Annotated in this window: 20 protein-coding genes; 6 read left to right on the top strand and 14 right to left on the bottom strand. The window is 64.6% G+C overall.

Annotated elements, in window-relative coordinates; translation table 11 throughout:
• Window positions 1–149: 149 nt before the first annotated feature.
• Window positions 150–1,625 carry a trimethylamine methyltransferase family protein gene (locus BMX67_RS06525; RefSeq protein ID WP_090733424.1) on the bottom strand — a complete coding sequence of 492 codons (1,476 nt, stop codon included), beginning with the start codon at window positions 1,623–1,625 and terminating at the stop codon, window positions 150–152.
• 152 nt (window positions 1,626–1,777) lie between these two features.
• Between BMX67_RS06525 and trhA the strand changes: the two genes are divergently transcribed.
• From trhA to BMX67_RS06500, 5 genes are all read left to right on the top strand, one after another.
• The gene (gene trhA, locus BMX67_RS06520) at window positions 1,778–2,431 is read left to right on the top strand and encodes a PAQR family membrane homeostasis protein TrhA (protein ID WP_090733422.1); all 654 of its coding nucleotides are present in this window, start codon (window positions 1,778–1,780) and stop codon (window positions 2,429–2,431) included.
• Between the two features lie 119 nt (window positions 2,432–2,550).
• Complete coding sequence (gene eda, locus BMX67_RS06515) at window positions 2,551–3,192, top strand: bifunctional 4-hydroxy-2-oxoglutarate aldolase/2-dehydro-3-deoxy-phosphogluconate aldolase (RefSeq protein WP_090733420.1); 642 nt, start codon at window positions 2,551–2,553, stop codon at window positions 3,190–3,192.
• Entirely contained in the window at window positions 3,189–4,409 is a 1,221-nt protein-coding gene (locus tag BMX67_RS06510) for an MFS transporter (RefSeq protein WP_245739248.1), read from the top strand. The genes eda and BMX67_RS06510 overlap by 4 nt, the downstream gene beginning before the upstream one ends.
• A 79-nt stretch (window positions 4,410–4,488) precedes the next feature.
• Window positions 4,489–4,815 carry a DUF1330 domain-containing protein gene (locus BMX67_RS06505; protein ID WP_090733418.1) on the top strand — a complete coding sequence of 109 codons (327 nt, stop codon included), beginning with the start codon at window positions 4,489–4,491 and terminating at the stop codon, window positions 4,813–4,815.
• Between the two features lie 73 nt (window positions 4,816–4,888).
• A complete protein-coding gene (locus tag BMX67_RS06500; RefSeq protein ID WP_090733416.1) occupies window positions 4,889–5,641 on the top strand; it encodes a WecB/TagA/CpsF family glycosyltransferase in 753 nt (250 codons plus the stop codon).
• Between the two features lie 64 nt (window positions 5,642–5,705).
• On the opposite strand, the gene BMX67_RS06495 is transcribed toward BMX67_RS06500, so the two are convergent.
• The 10 genes from BMX67_RS06495 to gmk form a co-directional block, all read right to left on the bottom strand.
• Window positions 5,706–6,380: a sugar transferase gene (locus BMX67_RS06495; RefSeq protein ID WP_090733414.1), complete on the bottom strand. Its 675-nt coding sequence runs from the start codon at window positions 6,378–6,380 to the stop codon at window positions 5,706–5,708.
• Window positions 6,381–6,733: 353 nt separating this feature from the next.
• Window positions 6,734–7,057, bottom strand: a complete 324-nt coding sequence (locus BMX67_RS06490) for a 2Fe-2S iron-sulfur cluster-binding protein (protein WP_090733412.1) — start codon at window positions 7,055–7,057, stop codon at window positions 6,734–6,736.
• 97 nt (window positions 7,058–7,154) lie between these two features.
• Window positions 7,155–8,690, bottom strand: coding sequence for a DegQ family serine endoprotease (locus BMX67_RS06485; protein WP_090733411.1), 1,536 nt, complete (start codon window positions 8,688–8,690; stop codon window positions 7,155–7,157).
• Window positions 8,691–8,877: 187 nt separating this feature from the next.
• Window positions 8,878–10,050, bottom strand: coding sequence for a protease modulator HflC (gene hflC / locus BMX67_RS06480; protein WP_090733560.1), 1,173 nt, complete (start codon window positions 10,048–10,050; stop codon window positions 8,878–8,880).
• A gap of 11 nt (window positions 10,051–10,061) precedes the next feature.
• Window positions 10,062–11,258 carry an FtsH protease activity modulator HflK gene (gene hflK / locus BMX67_RS06475; RefSeq protein WP_090733410.1) on the bottom strand — a complete coding sequence of 399 codons (1,197 nt, stop codon included), beginning with the start codon at window positions 11,256–11,258 and terminating at the stop codon, window positions 10,062–10,064.
• Between the two features lie 112 nt (window positions 11,259–11,370).
• Entirely contained in the window at window positions 11,371–12,750 is a 1,380-nt protein-coding gene (gene gorA / locus BMX67_RS06470) for a glutathione-disulfide reductase (protein ID WP_090733408.1), read from the bottom strand.
• A gap of 5 nt (window positions 12,751–12,755) precedes the next feature.
• Complete coding sequence (gene rpiA / locus BMX67_RS06465; protein WP_090733558.1) at window positions 12,756–13,511, bottom strand: ribose-5-phosphate isomerase RpiA; 756 nt, start codon at window positions 13,509–13,511, stop codon at window positions 12,756–12,758.
• Window positions 13,512–13,571: 60 nt separating this feature from the next.
• A complete protein-coding gene (locus BMX67_RS06460) occupies window positions 13,572–14,681 on the bottom strand; it encodes a sensor histidine kinase (RefSeq protein WP_245739239.1) in 1,110 nt (369 codons plus the stop codon).
• Entirely contained in the window at window positions 14,678–15,199 is a 522-nt protein-coding gene (locus BMX67_RS06455; protein WP_090733406.1) for a gamma carbonic anhydrase family protein, read from the bottom strand. The genes BMX67_RS06460 and BMX67_RS06455 overlap by 4 nt, the downstream gene beginning before the upstream one ends.
• On the bottom strand, window positions 15,196–15,828 hold the full coding sequence (gmk, locus tag BMX67_RS06450) for a guanylate kinase (protein ID WP_090733404.1): 633 nt from the start codon (window positions 15,826–15,828) through the stop codon (window positions 15,196–15,198). The genes BMX67_RS06455 and gmk overlap by 4 nt, the downstream gene beginning before the upstream one ends.
• A gap of 233 nt (window positions 15,829–16,061) precedes the next feature.
• Here gmk and BMX67_RS06445 point away from each other — a divergent pair, with 233 nt between their 5' ends.
• The gene (locus BMX67_RS06445) at window positions 16,062–16,805 is read left to right on the top strand and encodes a PAS domain-containing protein (RefSeq protein ID WP_245739237.1); all 744 of its coding nucleotides are present in this window, start codon (window positions 16,062–16,064) and stop codon (window positions 16,803–16,805) included.
• Here the strand turns inward: BMX67_RS06445 and BMX67_RS06440 are convergent.
• The 3 genes from BMX67_RS06440 to tgt form a co-directional block, all read right to left on the bottom strand.
• Window positions 16,802–17,788, bottom strand: coding sequence for a GNAT family N-acetyltransferase (locus tag BMX67_RS06440; protein WP_175479828.1), 987 nt, complete (start codon window positions 17,786–17,788; stop codon window positions 16,802–16,804). The genes BMX67_RS06445 and BMX67_RS06440 overlap by 4 nt on opposite strands.
• Window positions 17,789–17,792: 4 nt before the next feature.
• Complete coding sequence (gene rnd / locus BMX67_RS06435; RefSeq protein WP_090733553.1) at window positions 17,793–18,962, bottom strand: ribonuclease D; 1,170 nt, start codon at window positions 18,960–18,962, stop codon at window positions 17,793–17,795.
• A gap of 99 nt (window positions 18,963–19,061) precedes the next feature.
• Window positions 19,062–20,195, bottom strand: coding sequence for a tRNA guanosine(34) transglycosylase Tgt (gene tgt, locus BMX67_RS06430; RefSeq protein WP_090733400.1), 1,134 nt, complete (start codon window positions 20,193–20,195; stop codon window positions 19,062–19,064).
• Between the last annotated feature and the right edge of the window lie 127 nt (window positions 20,196–20,322).

Raw genomic sequence — 20,322 nt, 5'->3', positions numbered from 1 at the left:
CGCCTGGGCAGGGGATTTCAGGGCATATGCCCCAACCGGTGGACCGATTTGCGGATGTCTCCCGCAAGGGCCCGCCCCTACCTGTGAAGTGTGCGGGGCATTAGACGGTTTCCGCCCGCTTGGCAAGGGGGCAGGTCGCCAAAAGCGCCCTAGCTGTCGCAGGCCGCGATATCGGCCTTGCGCCGCGTCACGAAACTGGCCAGCGCCGAGGCGGTGGCGGGGTCCAGATCGGGCTGGCGATAGCTGTCCAGATAATGCCGCACGCGATCAGCGGCAAGCATGGCGGCATCGGGCGATCCGGCATCCTGCCACTGATCGAAGGGGCGGCAGTCCATCAACGTGCTTTGCCACATGCCATCCCCATGATCTGCCAGATGGTCCGAGCCCAGATAATGCCCGCCCGGCCCCGCCTCACGGATGACCTTCAACACCAGCGCGGCGTCGGACAGATCGACGCCCTGCGCCATATGGGCCAGCGCGGTCAGCTGATCGGCATCCATGACGTATTTCTCGAAGCAGGCCACCAGCCCGTTTTCCAGCCAGCCTGCCGCGTGGGTCATCAGATTCACCCCCGATTGCAGGGCGACCGACAGGCCCTGTGCGGCCTCGTATCCGGCCTGCGCATCGGGCAGCTTCGATCCGGTCAGCGCGCCGCCGCCGCGATAGGGCACGCCCAGCCGCCGTGCCAGCTGACCCAGCGCCTGCGTAAGCTGCGCGACTTCGGGTGTGGCAAAGGTCGCCGCGCCGGTGACCAGCCCCATGCCCGCGACGAAGGGGCCAAAGACCACCGGCGCGCCGGGCCGCACCAGTTGCGTATAGGCGATGCCGGCCATCATCTCGGCCAATGTCTGCGCAAGTGCCCCGGCCACCGTGGCGGGCGCGGTCGTGCCGGTCACGACATAGCTGCCCAGGATCACCGCCTGCCCCGCCCCGGAATAGATATCGATCGCGTGGCTCATGACCGGATCGAAGGTCAGCGGCGAATTCACATTGATCAGCGCGGACAGAACGCAATGACGATCCACCACATCCGCGCCGAACAGGATCCGCGCCATGGCCAGGCTGTCGCTGGCGCGTTCGGGCAAGGTCACCGAGCCCATCAGCGGCTTGTCCGTCAGCGTCATATGCGCCAGCAGCATGTCCAGATGCCGGGTGGCGATAGGCAGGTCCGTCGGCTCGCAGACGGTGCCGCCGCTGTGATGCATCTGCGGCAGAACCTGCCCCAACCTCAGAAAGTCGCAGAAATCGGCAAAGCCGGCATAGCGTCGCCCGTGCTGCTGATCGCGCACGAACAGCGGGCCATAGACCGGCGCGCAGACCAGATTGCGTCCGCCAATGACAACATTGCGATCGGGATTCCGAGCTTGCTGCACGAAACTGGCAGGGGCTGTGGCACACAGATCGCGGGCCAGCCCTTCCGGCAGGCGCACCCTTTCGCCCTCGACCCGGGCGCCTGCCTGACGCCAACGGTCCAGCGCATCGGGATTACCGACGAAATCGACACCGATCTGCGACAGGATGCGTTCGGCCTGCGACTCGATCAGGGTCAGGTCGCGATCCGACAGGATCTCGTAATCGGGGATATTGCGGGTGATGTGGTTGGGGGTATCGCCGTCCCGTGCCATCCCGTGCCTTTCCTGATGCGCAGGGTCCTATTTCTTTCCAAGTCCTGCGCGATGCGCAACCCCGGCGACCTGCCCCGAATGCCAAGTTGCCAGATCGCGCAGCCGACCCCATCCTAGAAAGATGTATTTATTCAGTCGCGGGGCGTTCCACCATGTCCGCAAATTTCAAGTTCGGCCGGGCCTATGATTTCCACGAGATGCTGGCCGACGGCATCGTCCATGCAATCGGCGTCGTTCTGGCGCTGATCGGGGCAACGGCGCTGATCTTCTATGCCACGGTCTACAGCGATCACGCCCAGGTGGCGGCGGCTTGCATCTACGGTGTCGGGCTGGTCGGGTCGCTGGGAATTTCCTTTGCCTACAACATGCTGCCGCATTCTCGGTTCAAATGGCATATGCGGCGGCTGGATCATTCCGCGATCTTCATCCTGATCGCGGCCACCTATACGCCGTTCCTGCAGGCCGGGGCGCATCATCCCCGTGTCCATGGACTGCTGATCGCGATCTGGGTGATCGCCTGTCTGGGCATCGCGGTGAAATGTCTGCTGCCCGGGCGTTATGACCGGCTGGCCGTGATCCTGTATCTGCTGCTGGGTTGGAGCGGCCTTGTCGCGATCGGGCCGATGGCGACCTATCTGCCGGCCTCGTCGCTGATCCTGATCGTGATCGGCGGGGTGATCTATTCCGCCGGGGTCGTGTTCCACCTGTGGGAAAAGCTGCGCTTTCAGAACGCGATCTGGCACGGCTTCGTGGTCACGGCGGCGGCGGTCCATTACTCGGCCGTCTTTCTGGCCTTTCGGGTGTGACCCCGGCATCTGCATTCCGATACCGCTAACACAAAATCGCCTCCGCCCACCCTGCACCCTTGCATAAATGGGCCGATGGGGTCACTTTGCCCGCAAATTCCGCCAGTGAAGGTGACGCCATGACCCCGGAAACCCAGTCCCAGACAACCCGCGCCCTGTGCCAACTGGCCCCGGTCGTCCCGGTGATCGTGATCAAGGACGCGGCCCGCGCCGCCGATCTGGCACAGGCGCTGGTGACCGGCGGCCTGCCAGTGCTGGAGGTGACGCTGCGGTCCGACGCGGCGCTGGATTCGATCCGCGCCATGGCGGGCGTGGCAGGCGGCCATGTCGGCGCGGGCACCGTGCTGACCCCCGACGACGCCAAGCGCGCCAAGGATGCGGGCGCCAGCTTTGCCGTCTCGCCGGGTCTCACCGATCGCCTGATCGAGGCCTGTGCCGATCTGGAACTGCCGCTGCTGCCCGGGGCCGTCACCGCGTCCGAGGTGATGCGGGCCGCCGATGCCGGCTTCGACATGCTGAAATTCTTCCCGGCCGAGGCGGTGGGCGGGGCCCCTGCCCTGAAATCGCTGGCCGGCCCGCTGCCGCGCATCAGCTTTTGCCCGACCGGTGGCGTGTCGCCCGGCAATGCCAAGGATTATCTGGCCCTGCCCAATGTCGTCTGCGTCGGCGGCAGCTGGATCGTGACCGATCAGGACGTGCAGGCCGGCAACTGGAAAGCCATCGAGGATCGCGCCCGCAGCGCCGCTGCGCTGCGCAGTTGAGCGCGGATCGCCCCCTGTCGCGCGCCCGCCGCAATGTGGCGGTGCTGGTCTGTGCGCAGGCCATTCTGGGTGCGCAGATGCCGGTCAATTTCATCATCGGCGGGCTTGCGGGGCAGATCCTGGCCCCGAACCCCTGCATCGCGACGCTGCCGATCTCGATGATCGTGCTGGGTTCGGCGATGACGGCACGCCCACTGGCGCGGCTGATGCAGACCCATGGCCGCCAGACCGGATTTCTGCTGGCGGTGCTGGCGGGCGGAATGGGCGCGGCGGTTTCGGCCGCGGGCCTGTGGCTTGGCAGTTTCTGGCTGTTCATGGCGGGATCGCTGCTGACCGGGGTCTACATGTCGGCGCAGGGCTTCTTCCGCTTTGCCGCGACCGATACCGCCCCCGCCGAGTTCGAGGCCCGTGCGATCAGCTGGGTCATGGCGGGCGGGCTGGCATCTGCGCTGATCGGGCCGATGCTGGTGCGGTTGACGACCGACCTGACCGCCGTGCCATTTCTGGCCAGCTATATCGCCGTGATCGGCCTGAACCTGCTGGGGCCGTTCCTGTTCGCGTTTCTGGATATCCCGAAACCCGTCCAGGTTCCCGAAGGCGCCGATCAGGGCCGACCGCTGGGACAGATCCTGCGCGATCCGCGGATTCTGGTCGCGATGATTTGCGGCATGGTCAGCTATGCGCTGATGAACCTTGTCATGACTTCGACGCCCCTGGCCGTGGTCGGATGCGGCTTCGCCCCGGAAAATGCCGCGGATATTGTCAGCGCCCATGTGCTGGCCATGTTCGCGCCCAGCTTTTTCACCGGCCATCTGATTTCACGCTTCGGTGCGTCGCGGATCGTCGCGGCGGGGCTGGTCATTCTGGCATTCGCCGGCGCGGTCGCCCTGTCAGGGGTCCAGTTGTCGCATTTCTTCGGTGCGCTGATCCTGCTGGGCCTTGGCTGGAATTTCGGTTTCATCGGCGCGACCGCCATGCTGACCCGCGCCCATAGCCCGGTCGAGCGTGGCCGTGTGCAGGGCATCAATGATCTGGTCGTGTTCAGCGGCGTCTTTCTGGCCTCGCTGTCCTCGGGCGGGCTGATGAACTGCCTTGGCGGCGACCCTCAGACAGGATGGAACGCGGTCAATCTGGCGATACTGCCGTTTCTTGTGCTGGCCGGTGGCGCGCTGATCTGGCTTGCGCTGCGCCCTGTGCCATCCGAGGCGCGAACCTGACCGCCACGGGCGGAAAGTCTGATTGCCCGACACGCAGGCCACGTCTAACCTTGCCCCATCATCTGCGAGGGAGGACGCGATGCCCGTTTATCTGATTGCCGACGTGACCGTCACCGACGACGCCTGGGTCCCCGATTACGCGGCCAAGGTGCATGACATCGCGGCCCGTCACGGCGGCAAATACCTGTCGCGCAGCGGCAATGTCGAAACGCTGGAAGGCAAGCCGCTGGACAACACGCTGATCGCGCTGATCCAGTTTCCCGATCGCGACAGCGCCAAGGCTTTTGCCGCCGATCCCGAATACGCCCCCTTTGCCAAGGCGCGCAAGGCTGGCAGCATCAGCAATTTCCACCTGATCGACGACACCGATCTGGCGGGCGGCATTCCCTATCTGCCAAAGGGTTAATCGCCGCAGGTGATTGTTCCGACGGGTTGGACGTGGCACAAGGCGGGCAGTTCAATCCGCCAAGGAAGCGTCCATGCAGTTCACATATGGCGACCACACGATCCGCCTGAACATGCCCGACATGCCCGCGCTGATGGCCGAGGTCAGCCGCCGCTTTGCCAAGGGTCAGGGCTTTGCCCTGGCCACGATCAATCTGGATCACCTGGTCAAGCTGCGCAGCGATCCCGGTTTTCGCGCAGCCTATGCGGCGCAGGATCTGGTGGTCGCCGACGGCAATCCCATCGTCTGGCTGTCGCGGATGGCAAGGCGCGAGGTGACCTTGCTGCCCGGCTCGGATCTGGTTTTGCCTCTGGCGCGGCTGGCGGCACAGGACGGCATCGCCGTTGCGCTGGTGGGCAGCACCGAACCCGCCCTGAAACTGGCCGCGGAACACCTGCGGGCGAAGGTTCCGGGCCTGACCATCAGCGCGATCATCGCCCCGCCGATGGGGTTTGATCCGGCATCAGACGCGGCGGGGGCGATCCTGAAACAGGTCGAGGACAGCGGCGCGCGCCTGACCTTTCTGGCCCTTGGTGCCCCGAAACAGGAATTGTTGGCCGCGCGCGGGCGGCAGGACACGCCGGGGGTCGGCTTTGCCTCGATCGGGGCGGGTCTGGATTTTCTGGCCGGCAATCAGACACGCGCGCCGCGCTGGGTGCGCAGGATCGCGATGGAATGGGCCTGGCGCATGGCGACCGCGCCGCGACGCCTGGTGCCGCGCTATGCGCGCTGTGCCGCGATCCTGCCCGCCGAGGTGATCGCCGCACGCGGCCTGCGGCGGACCTGACCCCCGAACGACAAAAGCGGCCACAACCGTGGCCGCCCTGATGCAAGGTCGAAACTGATCGGGATCAGCAGCCGGTTGCGCGCAGCACGACGCCCACGGTGCGCCACAGGATGCCGATATCGCTGCCAAGCGACAGGTTGCGGTCATAGACATCGTCATACATCGCACGGGCACTGAACGAGGTGCGATTGCGCCCGGCGACCTGCCAATAGCCAGTAATGCCCGGACGCAGGTCGTAATAGGCATCGCCCGTGTAATAGATCTGCTGGCTGGGCATCATCGGGCGCGGGCCGATCAGGCTCATATCGCCGCGCACCACGTTCCACAGCTGCGGCAGTTCATCCAGCGAACAGCGGCGCAGCACATGGCCCAGACGGGTGATGCGGGGATCGTGGCGCAGCTTCTGATTTTCTTCCCATTCGGCCTGGGCATTGGGATTTTCGGCCAGATAGGCGGGCAGAACCTCATCGGCATCGCTGACCATGCTGCGCAGCTTCCAGATGCGATAGATCTTGCCGTTGCGACCCACGCGTTCCTGCGAATAGAACGCATTGCCGCCGTCACGCTTGACCAGCAGCGCCAGCAGGAAGATCAGCGGGACGATCACGGGGGTCGCAAGCAGGATCAGGAACAGGTCCAGCGGACGTTTCAGAAAGCTACGATAAAACCAGGGCTTGGACCGAGCCGGAGCATCATCGGCATGGGCAACAACGCTCGAGATCTGGTGTTCAACTGTCATACTATCCACTCGCAAACATATTCACAAAACACCCCCCGAAGACATGCGAAACAACGGCTGCATGACATCCAAGGACCGACACCGGATGGAGAAAAACAACACCACCTGACCAAGGACAGGTTAGCACCGAACTGCCTTCCGGAACATCGCTAAAACTTTAAAGAACAGCCCCCGGACCTAGCTTTTGGGATATGTCCGTCAGGTCGCGGCAATCCCAAGGATAAGGTTAACCATTTCCACACAACCTAAAGGGGATAAGTACATTTACCTGCGCGGCCGCGATTCGCAGCGAATGATCCAGACATGAAAAAGGGCGGCCCCTGCCGCCCCCTCGTCTGCCATGTGAAACCGGGTCAGATCTGCCGTTCCGGCATCTGGACGACCAGACCGTCCAATTCGTCCGTGACCTTGATCTGGCAGGTCAGCCGGGACCGTGCGGGATCGGGTTCATAGGCGAAATCCAGCATGTCCTCTTCCATCGGATCCTTGGCGGGCAGCTTGTCCAGCCAGGCGGGATCGACATAGACATGGCAGGTGGAACAGGCGCAGGCGCCGCCGCAATCTGCATCGATGCCGGGAATGCCGTTGTCGCGCGCCCCTTCCATCACCGTCATGCCGGGTTTCACATCAACCTCGTGCTGGGTGCCGTCATGCTCGATATAGGTAATCTTTGCCATATGTCCGCCTTCCTCGCTTCGGGCTCAATTAGGACAAGCCGCGCCCATTGAAAAGGGGCGGGCCCGTCAGGCCCGCCCCGTTCATCTTTCGATCCTGTTATTCCTGCACCGGCAACGCGACAAAGCGTGGCTCTCCGGCGCGGCGGATCAGCAGCAGAACCGACTTGCGCCCCGCTTCACGCGCGGCGGCGACGCTTTCTTCCAGTTCCTCAAGCGAGGTGACCGGCTGCTGCCCGGCTTCGACGATCAGATCGCCCGGCGCCAGCCCCTTTTCCGCGGCAACCCCTTCGGGATCGGTCGTCTTGACGACAAGGCCCTGTGCGTCGCGCGACAATCCCAGTTCCGCGGCGATTTCAGGCGTGATCGTGGCGACGGTCATGCCCAGCAGGTCCTGTTCACCCGGCGTGGTCGAAGTAACAGGCGCGTTGCTGGTCCCTTCGGCGACCTCGCGGCGTCCCAGCGTGACCTGCAAGGTCCGTTCGTCGCCATTGCGCAGCACGACCACATCGACAGCCTCACCCGCCGGCGCCTCGGCTACACGGCGGACCAGTTGGCGGGTATCCTCGACCGCGCCGCCATCAAAGCTGATGATCACGTCACCCGCCTGCATTCCGGCATCCTTGGCGGGGCCGTCGGGCACATCGGTGACCATCGCGCCTTCGCTGGCCGTCAGGGCCAGCGCTTCGGCCATATCTGGGGTCACGTCCTGGATCTTGACGCCCAGCCAGCCGCGACGGGTTTCGCCATATTCGCGCAGCTGATCGACGACCTTGCTGACGACATTGGCCGCCATCGAAAAGCCGATCCCGATCGAGCCGCCATTGGGCGACAGGATCGCCGTGTTCACGCCGATCACCTCGCCGTTCAGATTGAATAGCGGACCGCCGGAGTTGCCACGGTTGATCGCGGCATCGGTCTGTAGGTAATCGTCGTAAGTCCCTGACAATTCTCGATTTCGCGCGGATACGATGCCCGAACTTGCCGAAAATCCCTGCCCCAGCGGGTTGCCCAGGGCAAGCACCCAGTCGCCCACCCGCGCATCATCCGAGTTGCCGAATTTCACGAAGGGCAGCGCATCATCGCTTTTGACCTTCAGCAGCGCGACATCGGTATTGGGATCGGTGCCCACCACTTCGGCTGGCAGGGTATTGCCGGCATAGAATTCGATCTCGATCTCGTCGGCACCGTCGATCACATGATTATTAGTGACGATATAGCCATCGGCGGAAATCACGAAACCAGAACCCAGCGCGTTCGAGCGCTGTGGCCGGCGCTGACCATCGGGGCCGGGCATGCCGGGAAAGCCGAAATCGCGGAACAGATCCGAAAACGGGCTGCCTTCGGGAAAACCGGGACCGCCCGTCGGCTGCGACACGACCGAGGTGGTGGTGATATTGACGACCGCCGGGGCGACCTGTTCAACCAGATCGGCAAAGCTTTGTGGCATGACGCCGGGCGCGCTGGCCTGATCCGTCGTGACCGAAAGCGGCTGATTGTTGTTGGCGGCCTCTTGCGCCTGACGGCTCGCCTCGGGCGAGACATCGGTTGCCTGCTGTGCGCCAGCAATTCCCAGGCCCATCGTCAATGCCACTGCCGATGCGGTCAGAAGATGCCGAGGAGAAAGCGATTTCATGCTGAGTGTCCTCATTTTTCTGGATATTTGCGGCTGTTGGTCCGCCGCCGGGACATAAGCCACAAGGAACCCGATCTGTCGCGCCGTTGCAAATAAACCACGCTCTCATGATGTGAACTGATCGTGACAAGTATTGCAACCGCCGAAACAAAATGGGCGGATCCTGACGATCCGCCCATCCGATGGCTTAGTTGCCCTGCGCCGGTTCCTGAGGTTCTTCCTCGGGGGCGCTGTCCTCTGCCGGCTCGGGGGCCGCGACATCTGCCTCGGGCGAGACGACCTCGGATTCCTGCTGCGGCGGGGTCACAAGGCTTTCGGGAACCGGGGTCAGCTTGACGCCTGCGGCCTCACCCAAGGGCTTGCCTTCGCGGTCGGTCACCTGCGGGGTCACCAGATCCTCGCCGTCCTGCGGCTGACCGCCCGGTTGAGTCTGGCCCAGCTGCTGCTGGGCACGATCACCCGGCGGCACCGGCTCCGAGGGCGGGTTCGCGCTGTCAGCCCCGTCATTCGACAGGTAGGTGAAGAATTCGCCGCTGGGATCGATGACCAGCTGCGTATTTCCGCCCTGCAAAGCACGCTCATACGAGGTCATCGACCGGGTGAATGCAAAGAACTCAGGGTCGCGACCGAAGGCATCGGCATAAACGGCGTTCCGCTGTGCATCCGCCTCACCGCGAATGATGTCGGCACGCTTCTGCGCCTCGGAGGTCAGTTCGACCACGGTCCGGTCGGCAGCGGCGCGAACGCGCTGCGCGGCCTCGCCACCACGGGCGATTTCATCCGCGGCCTCACGCTGACGCTCGGCCCGCATCCGGGCATAGGTCGCGTTCAGGTTCTGCTCGGGCAGGTCGGTGCGGGTCAGGCGCACGTCGATGATTTCCACGCCCAGCCCCGCCGAATTGTTGCGGGCCTCGTCGCGGATCTGGTTCATCAGCGCGGTCCGGTCGTCCGACAGCACGGTGGTCGACGGAACCGAGCCCAGAACCTCGCGGATGGCGGCGTTCACGATCGGCTCCAACCGGCCCTGCGCGGCCTGCACGCCGCCGGTGCCCACGGCCTGACGGAAGCGCACCGGATCGGTGATCCGCCAGCGGGCAAAGGCGTCCACGACCAGACGGCGATCATCCAGCGGCGTGACCTCCAGCGGCGTGGTCGGCAGGCCAAGAATGCGGTCGTCGTAATTCACCACATTGTCGAGGAAAGGCACCTTGAAGCCCAGCCCCGGCGTTTCCTTGACCGATACGACCCGGCCAAGACGCAGGACCAGCGCCTTTTCGCGTTCGTCCACGATAAAGATCGAGGCCATGCCGACGACACCGGCGACGACCAGAACCGGAATGGCCAGTGCAGACAGTTTCAGATTGCGTGCCATCAGTTGTCACCTCCGGTCGAACCGTTACCCGAGCCGCCCGAACGGCGCAGCTGATCCAGCGGCAGATAGGGCACGACGCCCGATCCCTGCCCCTGTTCGTCCAGAATGACCTTGTCGACGTCGCCCAGAACTTTCTCCATCGTTTCCAGATACATCCGGCGCCGCGTCACTTCGGGCGCCTTTACATATTCCTCATAGACCGAGTTGAAGCGCGCGGCCTCACCCTGTGCGGTGTTCACGGCCTGCGCGCGATAACCCTCGGCCTGCTCGACCAGCGCGGCCGCCTGACCGCGGGCCTCGGCCAGAACGCGGTTGGCATAGGCATCGGCCTCTTTTTCCAGACGGTCGCGTTCCTGCTGTGCGGCCTGCACCTCGCGGAAGGCGTCGATCACCTCGCCGGGCGGGTCGGCACGGTCAAGGTTGACACGGACCACGTTGATCCCCGACTGATAGGCGTCCAGCGTGCGTTGAACGGCGTCCTTCAGATCATTGGCGATGGTGCCGCGATCGCGGTTCAGAATCGGCGCCAGTTCCGACCGGGCGATGATGTCGCGCATCGCGGATTCGGCAACGGCGCGGATCGTGTCCGCCGGATCGGCAAGGTTGAACAGGAATTTTTCAGGGTCCGAGATATTCCAGACCACCTGATATTCCATGTCCACGATATTCTGGTCGCGGGTCAGCATTAGCCCGTTATCCATCGGACCCGAACGCCCGGTGCCGATTTCGGTCACGCGTTCATTGGTGACCGACACGACCTCGGCGGTGACGAAGGGCCACGGGGCAAAGTTCAGACCTTCGGTGCCCACGGCAACGGCGCGGCCGAACAGGAATTCGACCGATTTTTCGTTGGTCTGCACCCGGTAAAAGCTGGAGAAAGCCCAGACCGACACGGCGACCAGGGCACCGATGGCCAGCGTGGTGCGGTTCAGGCCAAAGCCCGGACCCGCGGGGCCACGACCGCCGCCGCCGCCCTGATTGCCACCGCCACCGCGGCCGCCCATCAGAACGCGCAGCCGTTCCTGGCCCTTTTTCATCAGGTCCTCGATTTCGGGCATCTGATCCTGACCGGGTCGGCGCGGACCGCCCTGCGGGGGCTGTTGGTCGCCCCAAGGACGGTTGCCGGGACGCTTGTCGCGATCCCCGTCATCCCCGCCACCATTGCCGCCACCGCCCCAAGGGCCCTGATTTGCCATCTTGTCGACCTTCTTTCCCTGTCAATTCCGTCTGTTGCAAACTGGGGTCAGGGGCAGAAATGTCAACCCTGCCCTGCCCTGTTTGCATGGCTGCTGCGGCAAGCCGCCGCGCCTATTCGGTGCCCGGATGGTGGCGGCGGCTGGGATTGCGCATCGTCACCAGTTCCTCGGCGGCGGTCGGGTGAACCGCCATCGTCGCATCGAACTGCGCCTTGGTCGCCCCCATCGTGATCGGGATCGCGGCCAGCTGGATCATCTCGCCCGCCTCGGGGCCAAAGATGTGACAACCCAGCACCTTATCGGTGTTCGGATCGACCAGCAGCTTCATCATCGTCCGCGCGTCCGAGCCTGCGAACATCGACTTCATCGGCCGGAACACGGTGCTGTAGATATCGACCGCGCCGCGATCCCTGGCCTGTTCTTCGGTCAGTCCGATCGAGCCCAGCTCATGCGGACGCAGATAGACGGCGCTTGCGATCATGTCGTGATTGACGTTGCGCGGCTTGTTCCCGAACACGGTATCGACGAAGGAATGGCCTTCACGGATCGCCACCGGCGTCAGGTTCACGCGGTCGGTCACATCGCCGACGGCGAAGATCGAGGGAACCGAGGTCTGCGACCACTCATCCACTGTGATCGCGCCGTTCGGATGCTGTTTGACGGCCGTGTTTTCCAGCCCCAGATCCCACACATAGGGCGCGCGACCGGTGCAGAAGAACACCGCGTCGAAGGTTTCACTGCTGTCATCGTCGAAATGCACGCAGATGCGATCACCCTGCTTTTCCAGCTTGGTGGGCGCCAGCCCCAGACGCAGGTCGATGCCCACATCCTTCAGCTGCTGGGTCGCATGTTCGCGCCCCTCGTTGTCAAAACCGCGCAGCACCATTTCGCCGCGATAGGCCTGAACGGTCTGGACGCCCAGCCCGTTCAGGATCGTGGCGAATTCACAGGCGATGAACCCGCCGCCGATCAGCAGCGCCCGACGCGGCAATTTTTCCAGCAGGAACAGATCATCCGAAATCAGGCCCAGCTCTTCGCCCGGAATGTTCAGCTTGACCGGACGGCCGCCGACCGCGATCAGGATATGCTTCGCGGTCTTGCGGGTGCCGTCGGCCAGTTCCACGGTATGGTGATCGGCCAGCTTGGCACGCTGGTGATGGATCTCGACGCCGGCACGTTCGGCGTTGCTGGTATAGGCGCGCTCCAGGCGATCCAGTTCCGTCGTCAGCTTTTCGCGGAACATGTCCCAGTTGAACTCGCCCGCTTCGGCATCGGCCCAGCCATAGCCGCGCATCTCTTCGGCCATGGCCCCGGCGGTCGAGGCAAAGACCATCAGCTTTTTCGGTACGCAGCCACGGATGACGCAAGTGCCGCCCATGCGGCTTTCCTCGGCAAGGCCGACCTTGGCGCCATATTCGCCCGCCGCCACACGCGCGGCCCGGACGCCGCCCGAGCCGCCGCCGATTACAAACAGGTCATAGTCGAATGTCATCTCGCTCAGGTCCTTTCGCCAGCCAGCAGATCCGCGTCGATCCCTTCGGACCGGTTCAGTTTGACCACGGTGCCGTCGGGCTTGCCGATGATCGCCAATTCGCACATGCCCAGAAACAGGCCCTGTTCCACGACGCCCGGAATCGCCGCCAGCGCATGGGCCAGCGCGGGTGCATCGGGGATCGCCTGCAGATGCAGGTCCAGGATCCAGTTGCCCTCATCCGTCACCCAGTAATCATCGCCCTTCAGGCGCTGCAGCACGTCGTGATCGCCCAGGCCCAGATCGCTCAGTGCGCGGCGGATCAGCGTGCGGGTGGTTTCAAAACCGAATTGCAGCACCTCGACCGGCAAGGGGAACTGACCCAGCTGATCCACCACCTTGCCCGGATCGGCGATGACGACCATGCGGTCGCTGGCGGCGGCCACGATCTTTTCGCGCAGATGCGCGCCGCCACCGCCCTTGATCAGATGCAGGTCGGGATCGACCTCGTCGGCGCCGTCGATGGTCATGTCCAGCCAGCCGATCTGGTCCAGCGATTCGATCCGCAGGCCAAGGCTTTCTGCCAGATCGGCGGTCGCCTTCGAGGTCGCGGCACAACGCAGGCTCAGCCCTTCGGCCTTGACGCGTTCGGCAAGGACCTCGACCATGATGCTGGCGGTCGAGCCGGTGCCCAGCCCCAGTTTCATTCCATCCTGCACCAAGGCGACGGCGGCCCGGGCGGCGGCCAGCTTGGCGGGGTCATGTGCGGGGGTGGTGGACATCGAGGGCTCCTTGGTGATGGCAGGCTGCATATAGGCAGGCTAAGTCTTGGACGCGAGGGGCTATCCCCGTTTCGTCCCTTCAGGAAGAATGACGGTGAAGCGGCTGCCTTCGCCCTTGCGGCTTTCGATCCGCATCCGGCCGCGATGGCGGTTCACGATATGCTTGACGATGGCAAGGCCCAACCCGGTGCCGCCCTGCGCGCGCGAGCGGTGGGTGTCGATACGGTAGAACCGTTCTGTCAGGCGCGGCAGATGCATGTCGTCGATCCCCTCGCCGCGATCCTCGATCGTGGCCGACCATCCCGGACCGCGCAGCAGCGGTTCGTGGTCGATGCGCTTCAGCACGATCCGCACCAACCCACCCGAGGCCCCGTATTTCAGCGCGTTCTGGATCAGGTTCTGGAATACCTGCACCAGTTGGTCGGCATCGCCCGGAATGGTCAGCGATCCGTCCAGACCCAGCGTCTCGATCGTGCAATCGGCGGCTTCTGCACTGGGCTGCATGGTCGCGGCGACACCGCGCAGCAGCATCGGCAGATCAACCCGACCCGAGGGGCGGCGGCGCTCCTCGGCCTGAACGCGGCTCAGCGACAGAAGATCGCTGACCAGACGGTTCATGCGCGCAGCCTCGCTTTCCATGATGTCAAGAAAGCGGTCGCGGGCCTTGGCGTCATTGCGGGCGGGACCGCGCAGGGTTTCGATGAAACCGGTCATCGCGGTCAGCGGCGTTTTCAGTTCATGGCTGACATTGGCGACGAAATCGCGGCGGACCTGTTCGGCCTCTTCCGCGACCGAATGATCCAGAATGGCCACCGTCGCCCCGCGCCCGAATTCCGAGGGCAGCGGCGCGACCGTCACCTCGGACGCGAAATCGCGGCCATCGGCAGACAGGTTCGCCCGCAGCGTGACGACGCCTTCGGGCGGCGCCGGCAGCACCGGATCGGGCACCGGGGCGCGGTTCTTTTCGGGGTCCAGCACCCAGTCGACGGCCTGAACGACGACAGGATGGCGCAGAACGGTGACAAAGGGCCGATCCTGCGGATCGATCCCGAACAGGCTGCGTGCCGCCACATTCGAGGCGACGACGCGCGAATGATGATCCACAGCCAGCATGGCGATGGGAACGCCATCCAGAAATCCCGCCAATCGCCGCTGTGCCGCCGGTTTCATTCGACCCGCCGTAACCCTGCCCGGAACCGCGCCGCATTCGCGCGATACCGCTCGGCCGAGGCCAGAAGGTTCCGTTGCGCGGCTTCGTCAAGTTGCCGGACGACCTTGCCGGGGGCGCCCATGACCAGCGCACCGGGCGGAATTTCCTTGCCCTCCGCGATCAATGCGCCGGCCCCGATCAGCGCACCGGCCCCGATACGCGCACCATTCAGGATCGTGGCCCCCATGCCGACCAGCGCACCGTCGCCGATCTGGCACCCATGCAGGATCGCCCGATGGCCGATGGTACAGTTGCGCCCGATGATCAGCGGATGCCCCGGATCGGTGTGACAGACGCACAGGTCTTGCAGGTTGCTGCCCTGGCCCAGACGGATTTCCTCGTTGTCGCCGCGCAGCACCGCCCCCCACCAGACCGAGCTGCCGGGTTTCAGCGTCACACGCCCCATCACCTGCGCATCCGGCGCCACCCAGGCGGAACCGGCGATGTCGGGCGCGACCCCGTCCAGTTCCCAGATCATGCCGTTTCCTCGGCCATCAGATCCTTCACAAAGGCACCCAGACCGCCCTGCCGGTCGCGGCGCAGCCGTTCGGCCGTCAGGATGGCGCGCAGCTTGGCCTCGGTTTCGTCCAGATCGTCATTGACCAGCACATAATCGTATTCGGCCCAGTGACTGATCTCGGCCCGGCTTTTCAGCATGCGCCCCGCGATCACCTCTTCGCTGTCCTGTCCGCGCCCGCGCAGGCGGCGTTCCAGTTCCGGCAGCGACGGCGGCAGCACAAAGATCGACACTACATGTCCCCCAAGCGCCGAGGCACGGATCTGCTGCCCGCCCTGCCAGTCCACGTCGAACAGCGTATCTCGCCCCTCGCGCATCGCGGTTTCCACCGGTCCGCGCGGGCTGCCATAGTAATTGCCGAAGACCTCGGCATGTTCCAGCATCTGATCCTGGGCGACCATGGCGCGGAACTGATCGACACTGGTGAAATAGTAATGCTCACCCTCGACCTCGCCCGAGCGGGGGGCGCGGGTCGTGGCCGAGACGGAAAAGCGCAGGCTTGGATCCCAATCCATCAATCGACGCGCCAGGGTGGACTTGCCGGCCCCCGACGGGGAGGACAGAATGATCAGCAGCCCGGTCCGATCCATGGGGCACCTTCTTTCGTAATCTTGCCTGCGCGTCGGGATGGACCAGCGACGCCAAGGGGTCAAGCCCGCATCTGCCCCCGGCGCCCGCGATACACAACCACAAGATGAACTTAACCAATTGTTAGGAAACGACTCGGCACAGGCGCTGTCTGACTGTATGTTTGTCTCACCAATTAACGCCCGGATGCGTGTGGTGAACCATCCCTTTGGCGCTTTCGGTAAGGGATGGAATCGTGTCTGATCAGGAAAAATTCGACGCTCAGCAGTCAGAGCCGCCGCGCGACAAACCGGCGGGGCGTCTGATTTCACTGGCCAGCAGCGAACGCGCCCAGCCCGATCACCTGCTGCTGGAAATGCGCGAGTACTGGCAATCTCTGCGTCAGGGCCGTTCAGTCCCCGCAAGATCGGATGTCGCACCACAGGGCATCCGCCGCATTCTTGACTATTCCTTCATCCTTGAACGCATCGCCCCCGGCGCGGCGCGTTTCCGGCTTGCCGGTCAGCATCTGATCGACCTGATGGGCATGGAAGTCCGCGGCATGCCGATGTGTTCGGTCATCAGCGCCCCGTCGCGCGGGCGCTTTTCCGATGTGCTGGAAACCGTGTTCAAGGCCCCGCAGATCGCAGAATTCTGGCTGTATGCCCCCGCCGATTACGCCCGCCCGGAACTGTCGGCGCGCCTGCTGCTGTTGCCGCTGAAATCCGATCTGGGCGATGTGAACCGGGCGCTTGGCTGTCTGGTCACGCGCGGTGATCTGGGCGCGGCCCCGCGCCGTTTCGACATCACCGACGATCGCGTCAGCCCGGTCTTTGACGGCGCCGTCGCGATGCAGCCCTCGCCCTCGGCGGCGGGCTTTGCCGAACCGCCACGCGCCAGGTTTCGCCCGGCAGAGCCCGGCACGCCCAAGCCGCAGGCCCCCGACACACCCGAAGCCCGCCGCGCCAGCTTTCGCGTGATTTCCGGCAGCGACAGCTAGGCGCCACCCCTGCGCCGCCAGTGGAACACGCCCGCAGGGATCTCGCCGTCGCGACCGGGCGAACGGCGGCTGACATCGTCGCTGCGCTGAAAGCCCAGATTGCGCAGAATCAGCATCGAGGCCGGGTTGTCATCGAACACCTCTGCCTGAAACGCCGGCGGATCAAAACGCGCGACATATTCCGACAGGAACGCCCCGACCATTTCCTGCCCCAAGCCCTGCTCGGCATGGTCCGGGTCGATGAAATAGCGCAGCGCCGGCACGGGATCGTCGGTCACGCCAACTGATCCGATCACCTGCCCGCGATAACGCGCGACCAGTCGCAGCGGCGGCCACAGCGCCTCTGCCGTGAACAATGCCGCGACTTCGGCAACCGTCATGTCGGGGCGAAATCGCTGCAACATGCGCGCAACTGCGGGTCGTGTGACGATGCCGTGAAGCGCGGGCGCATCGGCATCGCGATAGCCGTCGATCACCAGCCGCGGCGTGATCAGCCGCATCTGGTGACGCGCCTCGAAATCGGCACGCGACAGGCGCAGGCTGCGCCCCGGCAGATCGGCCTGCCGTGCCCGCGACCAGGTTCGCGTCGCGCCCCGGTCCTGAAAGCCCAGTCGCGCCAGCAGGGCGGCGCTGCGGTGATTGCCGTCAAGATAGACCGCGCGGACATGCGCCGCGCCGCTGTCGCGGAAATAGCGGCTTAACCCCAGAACCGAGGCCCGCAGCCCGACACCGCTGCGCTGATAGCCGGGCATGACCCAGATGCCGAAACTAGATCCCGCGCGCAGCATCCCCGCCAGATCGCCATCGACGCGGATCGCATATTCATCGGCCCCCGCCACGGCAATGAACTGCGCCGCGTCATCGGGGCCATAACCTGCGGGAACCGAGGTCAGCCAGCCGCTGACATCCGGATCGCGCATGGCGGCGACAATGCTGTCGATATCGTCGGGATAGGGTCGGCCCAGGCTGATCCTATCCCGCATCGGATCACCGCGCCGGAACGACGCGCACGGCGCCGTTTTCGGCCGATAGCGCGATCTCACCCGCCGCAAGCCGCAGCGCGTCGCGGCCGAACACCTCGGCCCGCCAGCCATGCAGCGCCGGCAGATCACGCTCGCCCGTGGCGATCGCATCAAGATCCGACGAGGCCGCGATCAGCTTGGGCGCCACCCCCGCCGCGTCGGCCTTGGCCTTCAATAGCACGCGCAACAGATCCGACAGCGCGGCATTGCCGGGCTTGCCGGGTTCGTCCTTCTTGGGCTGCGGAAGATCCTTGGCTTCCAACCCGGCCTTCACGGCGGCGATGATCCCGGCGGCGATATCGCCCTTGCGGGCCTCGCGCAGCAACAGGCGCGACCGGCCCAGATCGGCCTCGGTCGCGGGTTTGGTCGAGGCGATCTCGATCATCGCGTCATCCTTGAACACGCGCGACCGGGGGATGTCGCGTGCCTGGGCATAGGCTTCGCGGAACTTGGCAAGCTCGCGCAGGATGGCCAGGAACCGGGGCGAATTGGTGCGCGTACGCACCTTCAGCCAGGCCTCTTCGGGGCGATTGATATAGGTCTCGGGGTCTTCCAGAACGCCGACCTCTTCGACCAGCCAGCTTTCGCGGTCATTCTTGCGCAGCTGTTCGGCCAGAAATTCGTAGATCACCCGCAGATGCGTCACATCGGCCAGCGCATAGGCTTTCTGCGCATCCGACAGCGGCCTGCGCGACCAGTCGGTAAAGCGCGACGACTTGTCCAGATTGGCCTTGGCGATCTTGCGAACCAGCGTTTCATAGCCGACCTGCTCGCCAAAGCCGCAGACCATCGCCGCGACCTGCGTGTCGAACAAGGGTTCGGGAAACAGCTTGGCGTCGTGGAAGAAAATCTCCAGATCCTGCCGCGCGGCGTGAAACACCTTCACCGTGTCCTTGTGGCGGAACAGATCGTAAAGCGGTTCCAGCGACAGGCCATCGGCCAGCGGATCCACCAGCACGGCCTGACCGCCGGGTTCCTTGGCGCTGGACGCCGGCGGGATGGCCAGCTGAATCAGGCACAGCTTGGACCAATAGGTCCGCTCGCGCAGGAATTCGGTATCGACGGTGACATAAGGGGCGGCCTTGGCCGCCTCGCAGAACCGGGCAAGTTCCTCGGTCTGCGTAATCGTTGTTATATCTTGGCTCATGGGCAACTTTCTTCACGGGCGGTTCGTCCGCCAAATTCGTGACTTAAAGCGATTGTGCCACGATGGAAAGCCCCCGCCGCGCGGGACTCAGGCCAAAGGCTCGATATCGCCCTCTGCCCGTGCCGCGTGGAAATCGGCGACAAAGCCGTCCAGCCGCCCTTCCGCGATGGCCGCCCGCAACCCCGCCATCAGTTCCTGATAATAATGCAGGTTGTGCCAGGTCAGCAGCATGCCGCTGATCATCTCGCCCGCGCGAAAGACGTGATGCAGATAGCCCCGCGAATAGCTGCGGCAGGCCGGGCAGGTGCAGTTTTCGTCCAGGGGGCGCGGATCGTCCTGATGACGGGCATTCTTGATGTTGACCTGACCGCGACGGGTCCATGCCTGCCCGGTGCGCCCCGAACGCGACGGCAGCACGCAATCCATCATGTCGATCCCGCGCTGCACCGCGCCCACGATATCGTCGGGCTTGCCCACACCCATCAGATAGCGCGGCTTGTCCTGCGGCAGGAAACCGGGCGCATAATCCAGCACGCCGAACATCGCCTCTTGCCCCTCGCCCACGGCAAGACCGCCGACGGCATAGCCGTCAAAGCCGATCCCGGTCAGGGCCTTGGCCGATTCCTCGCGCAGGTCGCGGGTCACGCCGCCCTGCATGATCCCGAACAGCGCATGGCCCGGACGGTCGCCGAAGGCATCGCGCGACCGCTGCGCCCACCGCATCGACAAGCGCATCGAGTTCGCGACCTCTTCTTCGGAGGCGGGCAGCGCGGGGCATTCGTCAAAGGCCATGACGATATCGCTGCCCAGAAGGCGCTGGATTTCCATGCTGCGTTCGGGCGTCAGAACATGCTTGCTGCCGTCGATATGGCTGGCGAAGGTCACACCCTCTTCGGTCAGCTTGCGCAGGCTGGCAAGGCTCATGACCTGAAAGCCGCCGCTGTCGGTCAGGATCGGGCGATCCCAGTTCATGAAACGGTGCAGACCGCCCAGACGGTCGACCCGCTCGGCGCCGGGGCGCAGCATCAGGTGATAGGTATTGCCCAGCAGGATATCGGCCCCGGTTTCACGCACCGATTCCGGCATCATCGCCTTGACGGTGGCCGCCGTACCCACCGGCATGAAGGCGGGGGTCCGGATCTGGCCGCGAGGCGTGTCGATGACGCCGGTACGCGCGGCACCGTCGGTGGCATTCAGGGTAAATTGGAAACGGTCGGTCATGGCGCGCCTGCTGTCTGGAACCGCGTGTCCTTAGCCAATCGGCGGGGAATTCGCAACGCGCGGCGAACCGGGCTGCGGGGCTACTCTGGACCCGCGCTGGTCCGTGCCCTATATCTTTGGTCGGAAT

It is taken from the genome of Paracoccus homiensis (genome assembly GCF_900111675.1).
Lineage (GTDB): Bacteria > Pseudomonadota > Alphaproteobacteria > Rhodobacterales > Rhodobacteraceae > Paracoccus > Paracoccus homiensis.
The sequence above is the reverse complement of the archived record's forward strand: the minus strand, read 5'-3'. Positions and strand labels throughout refer to the sequence as shown.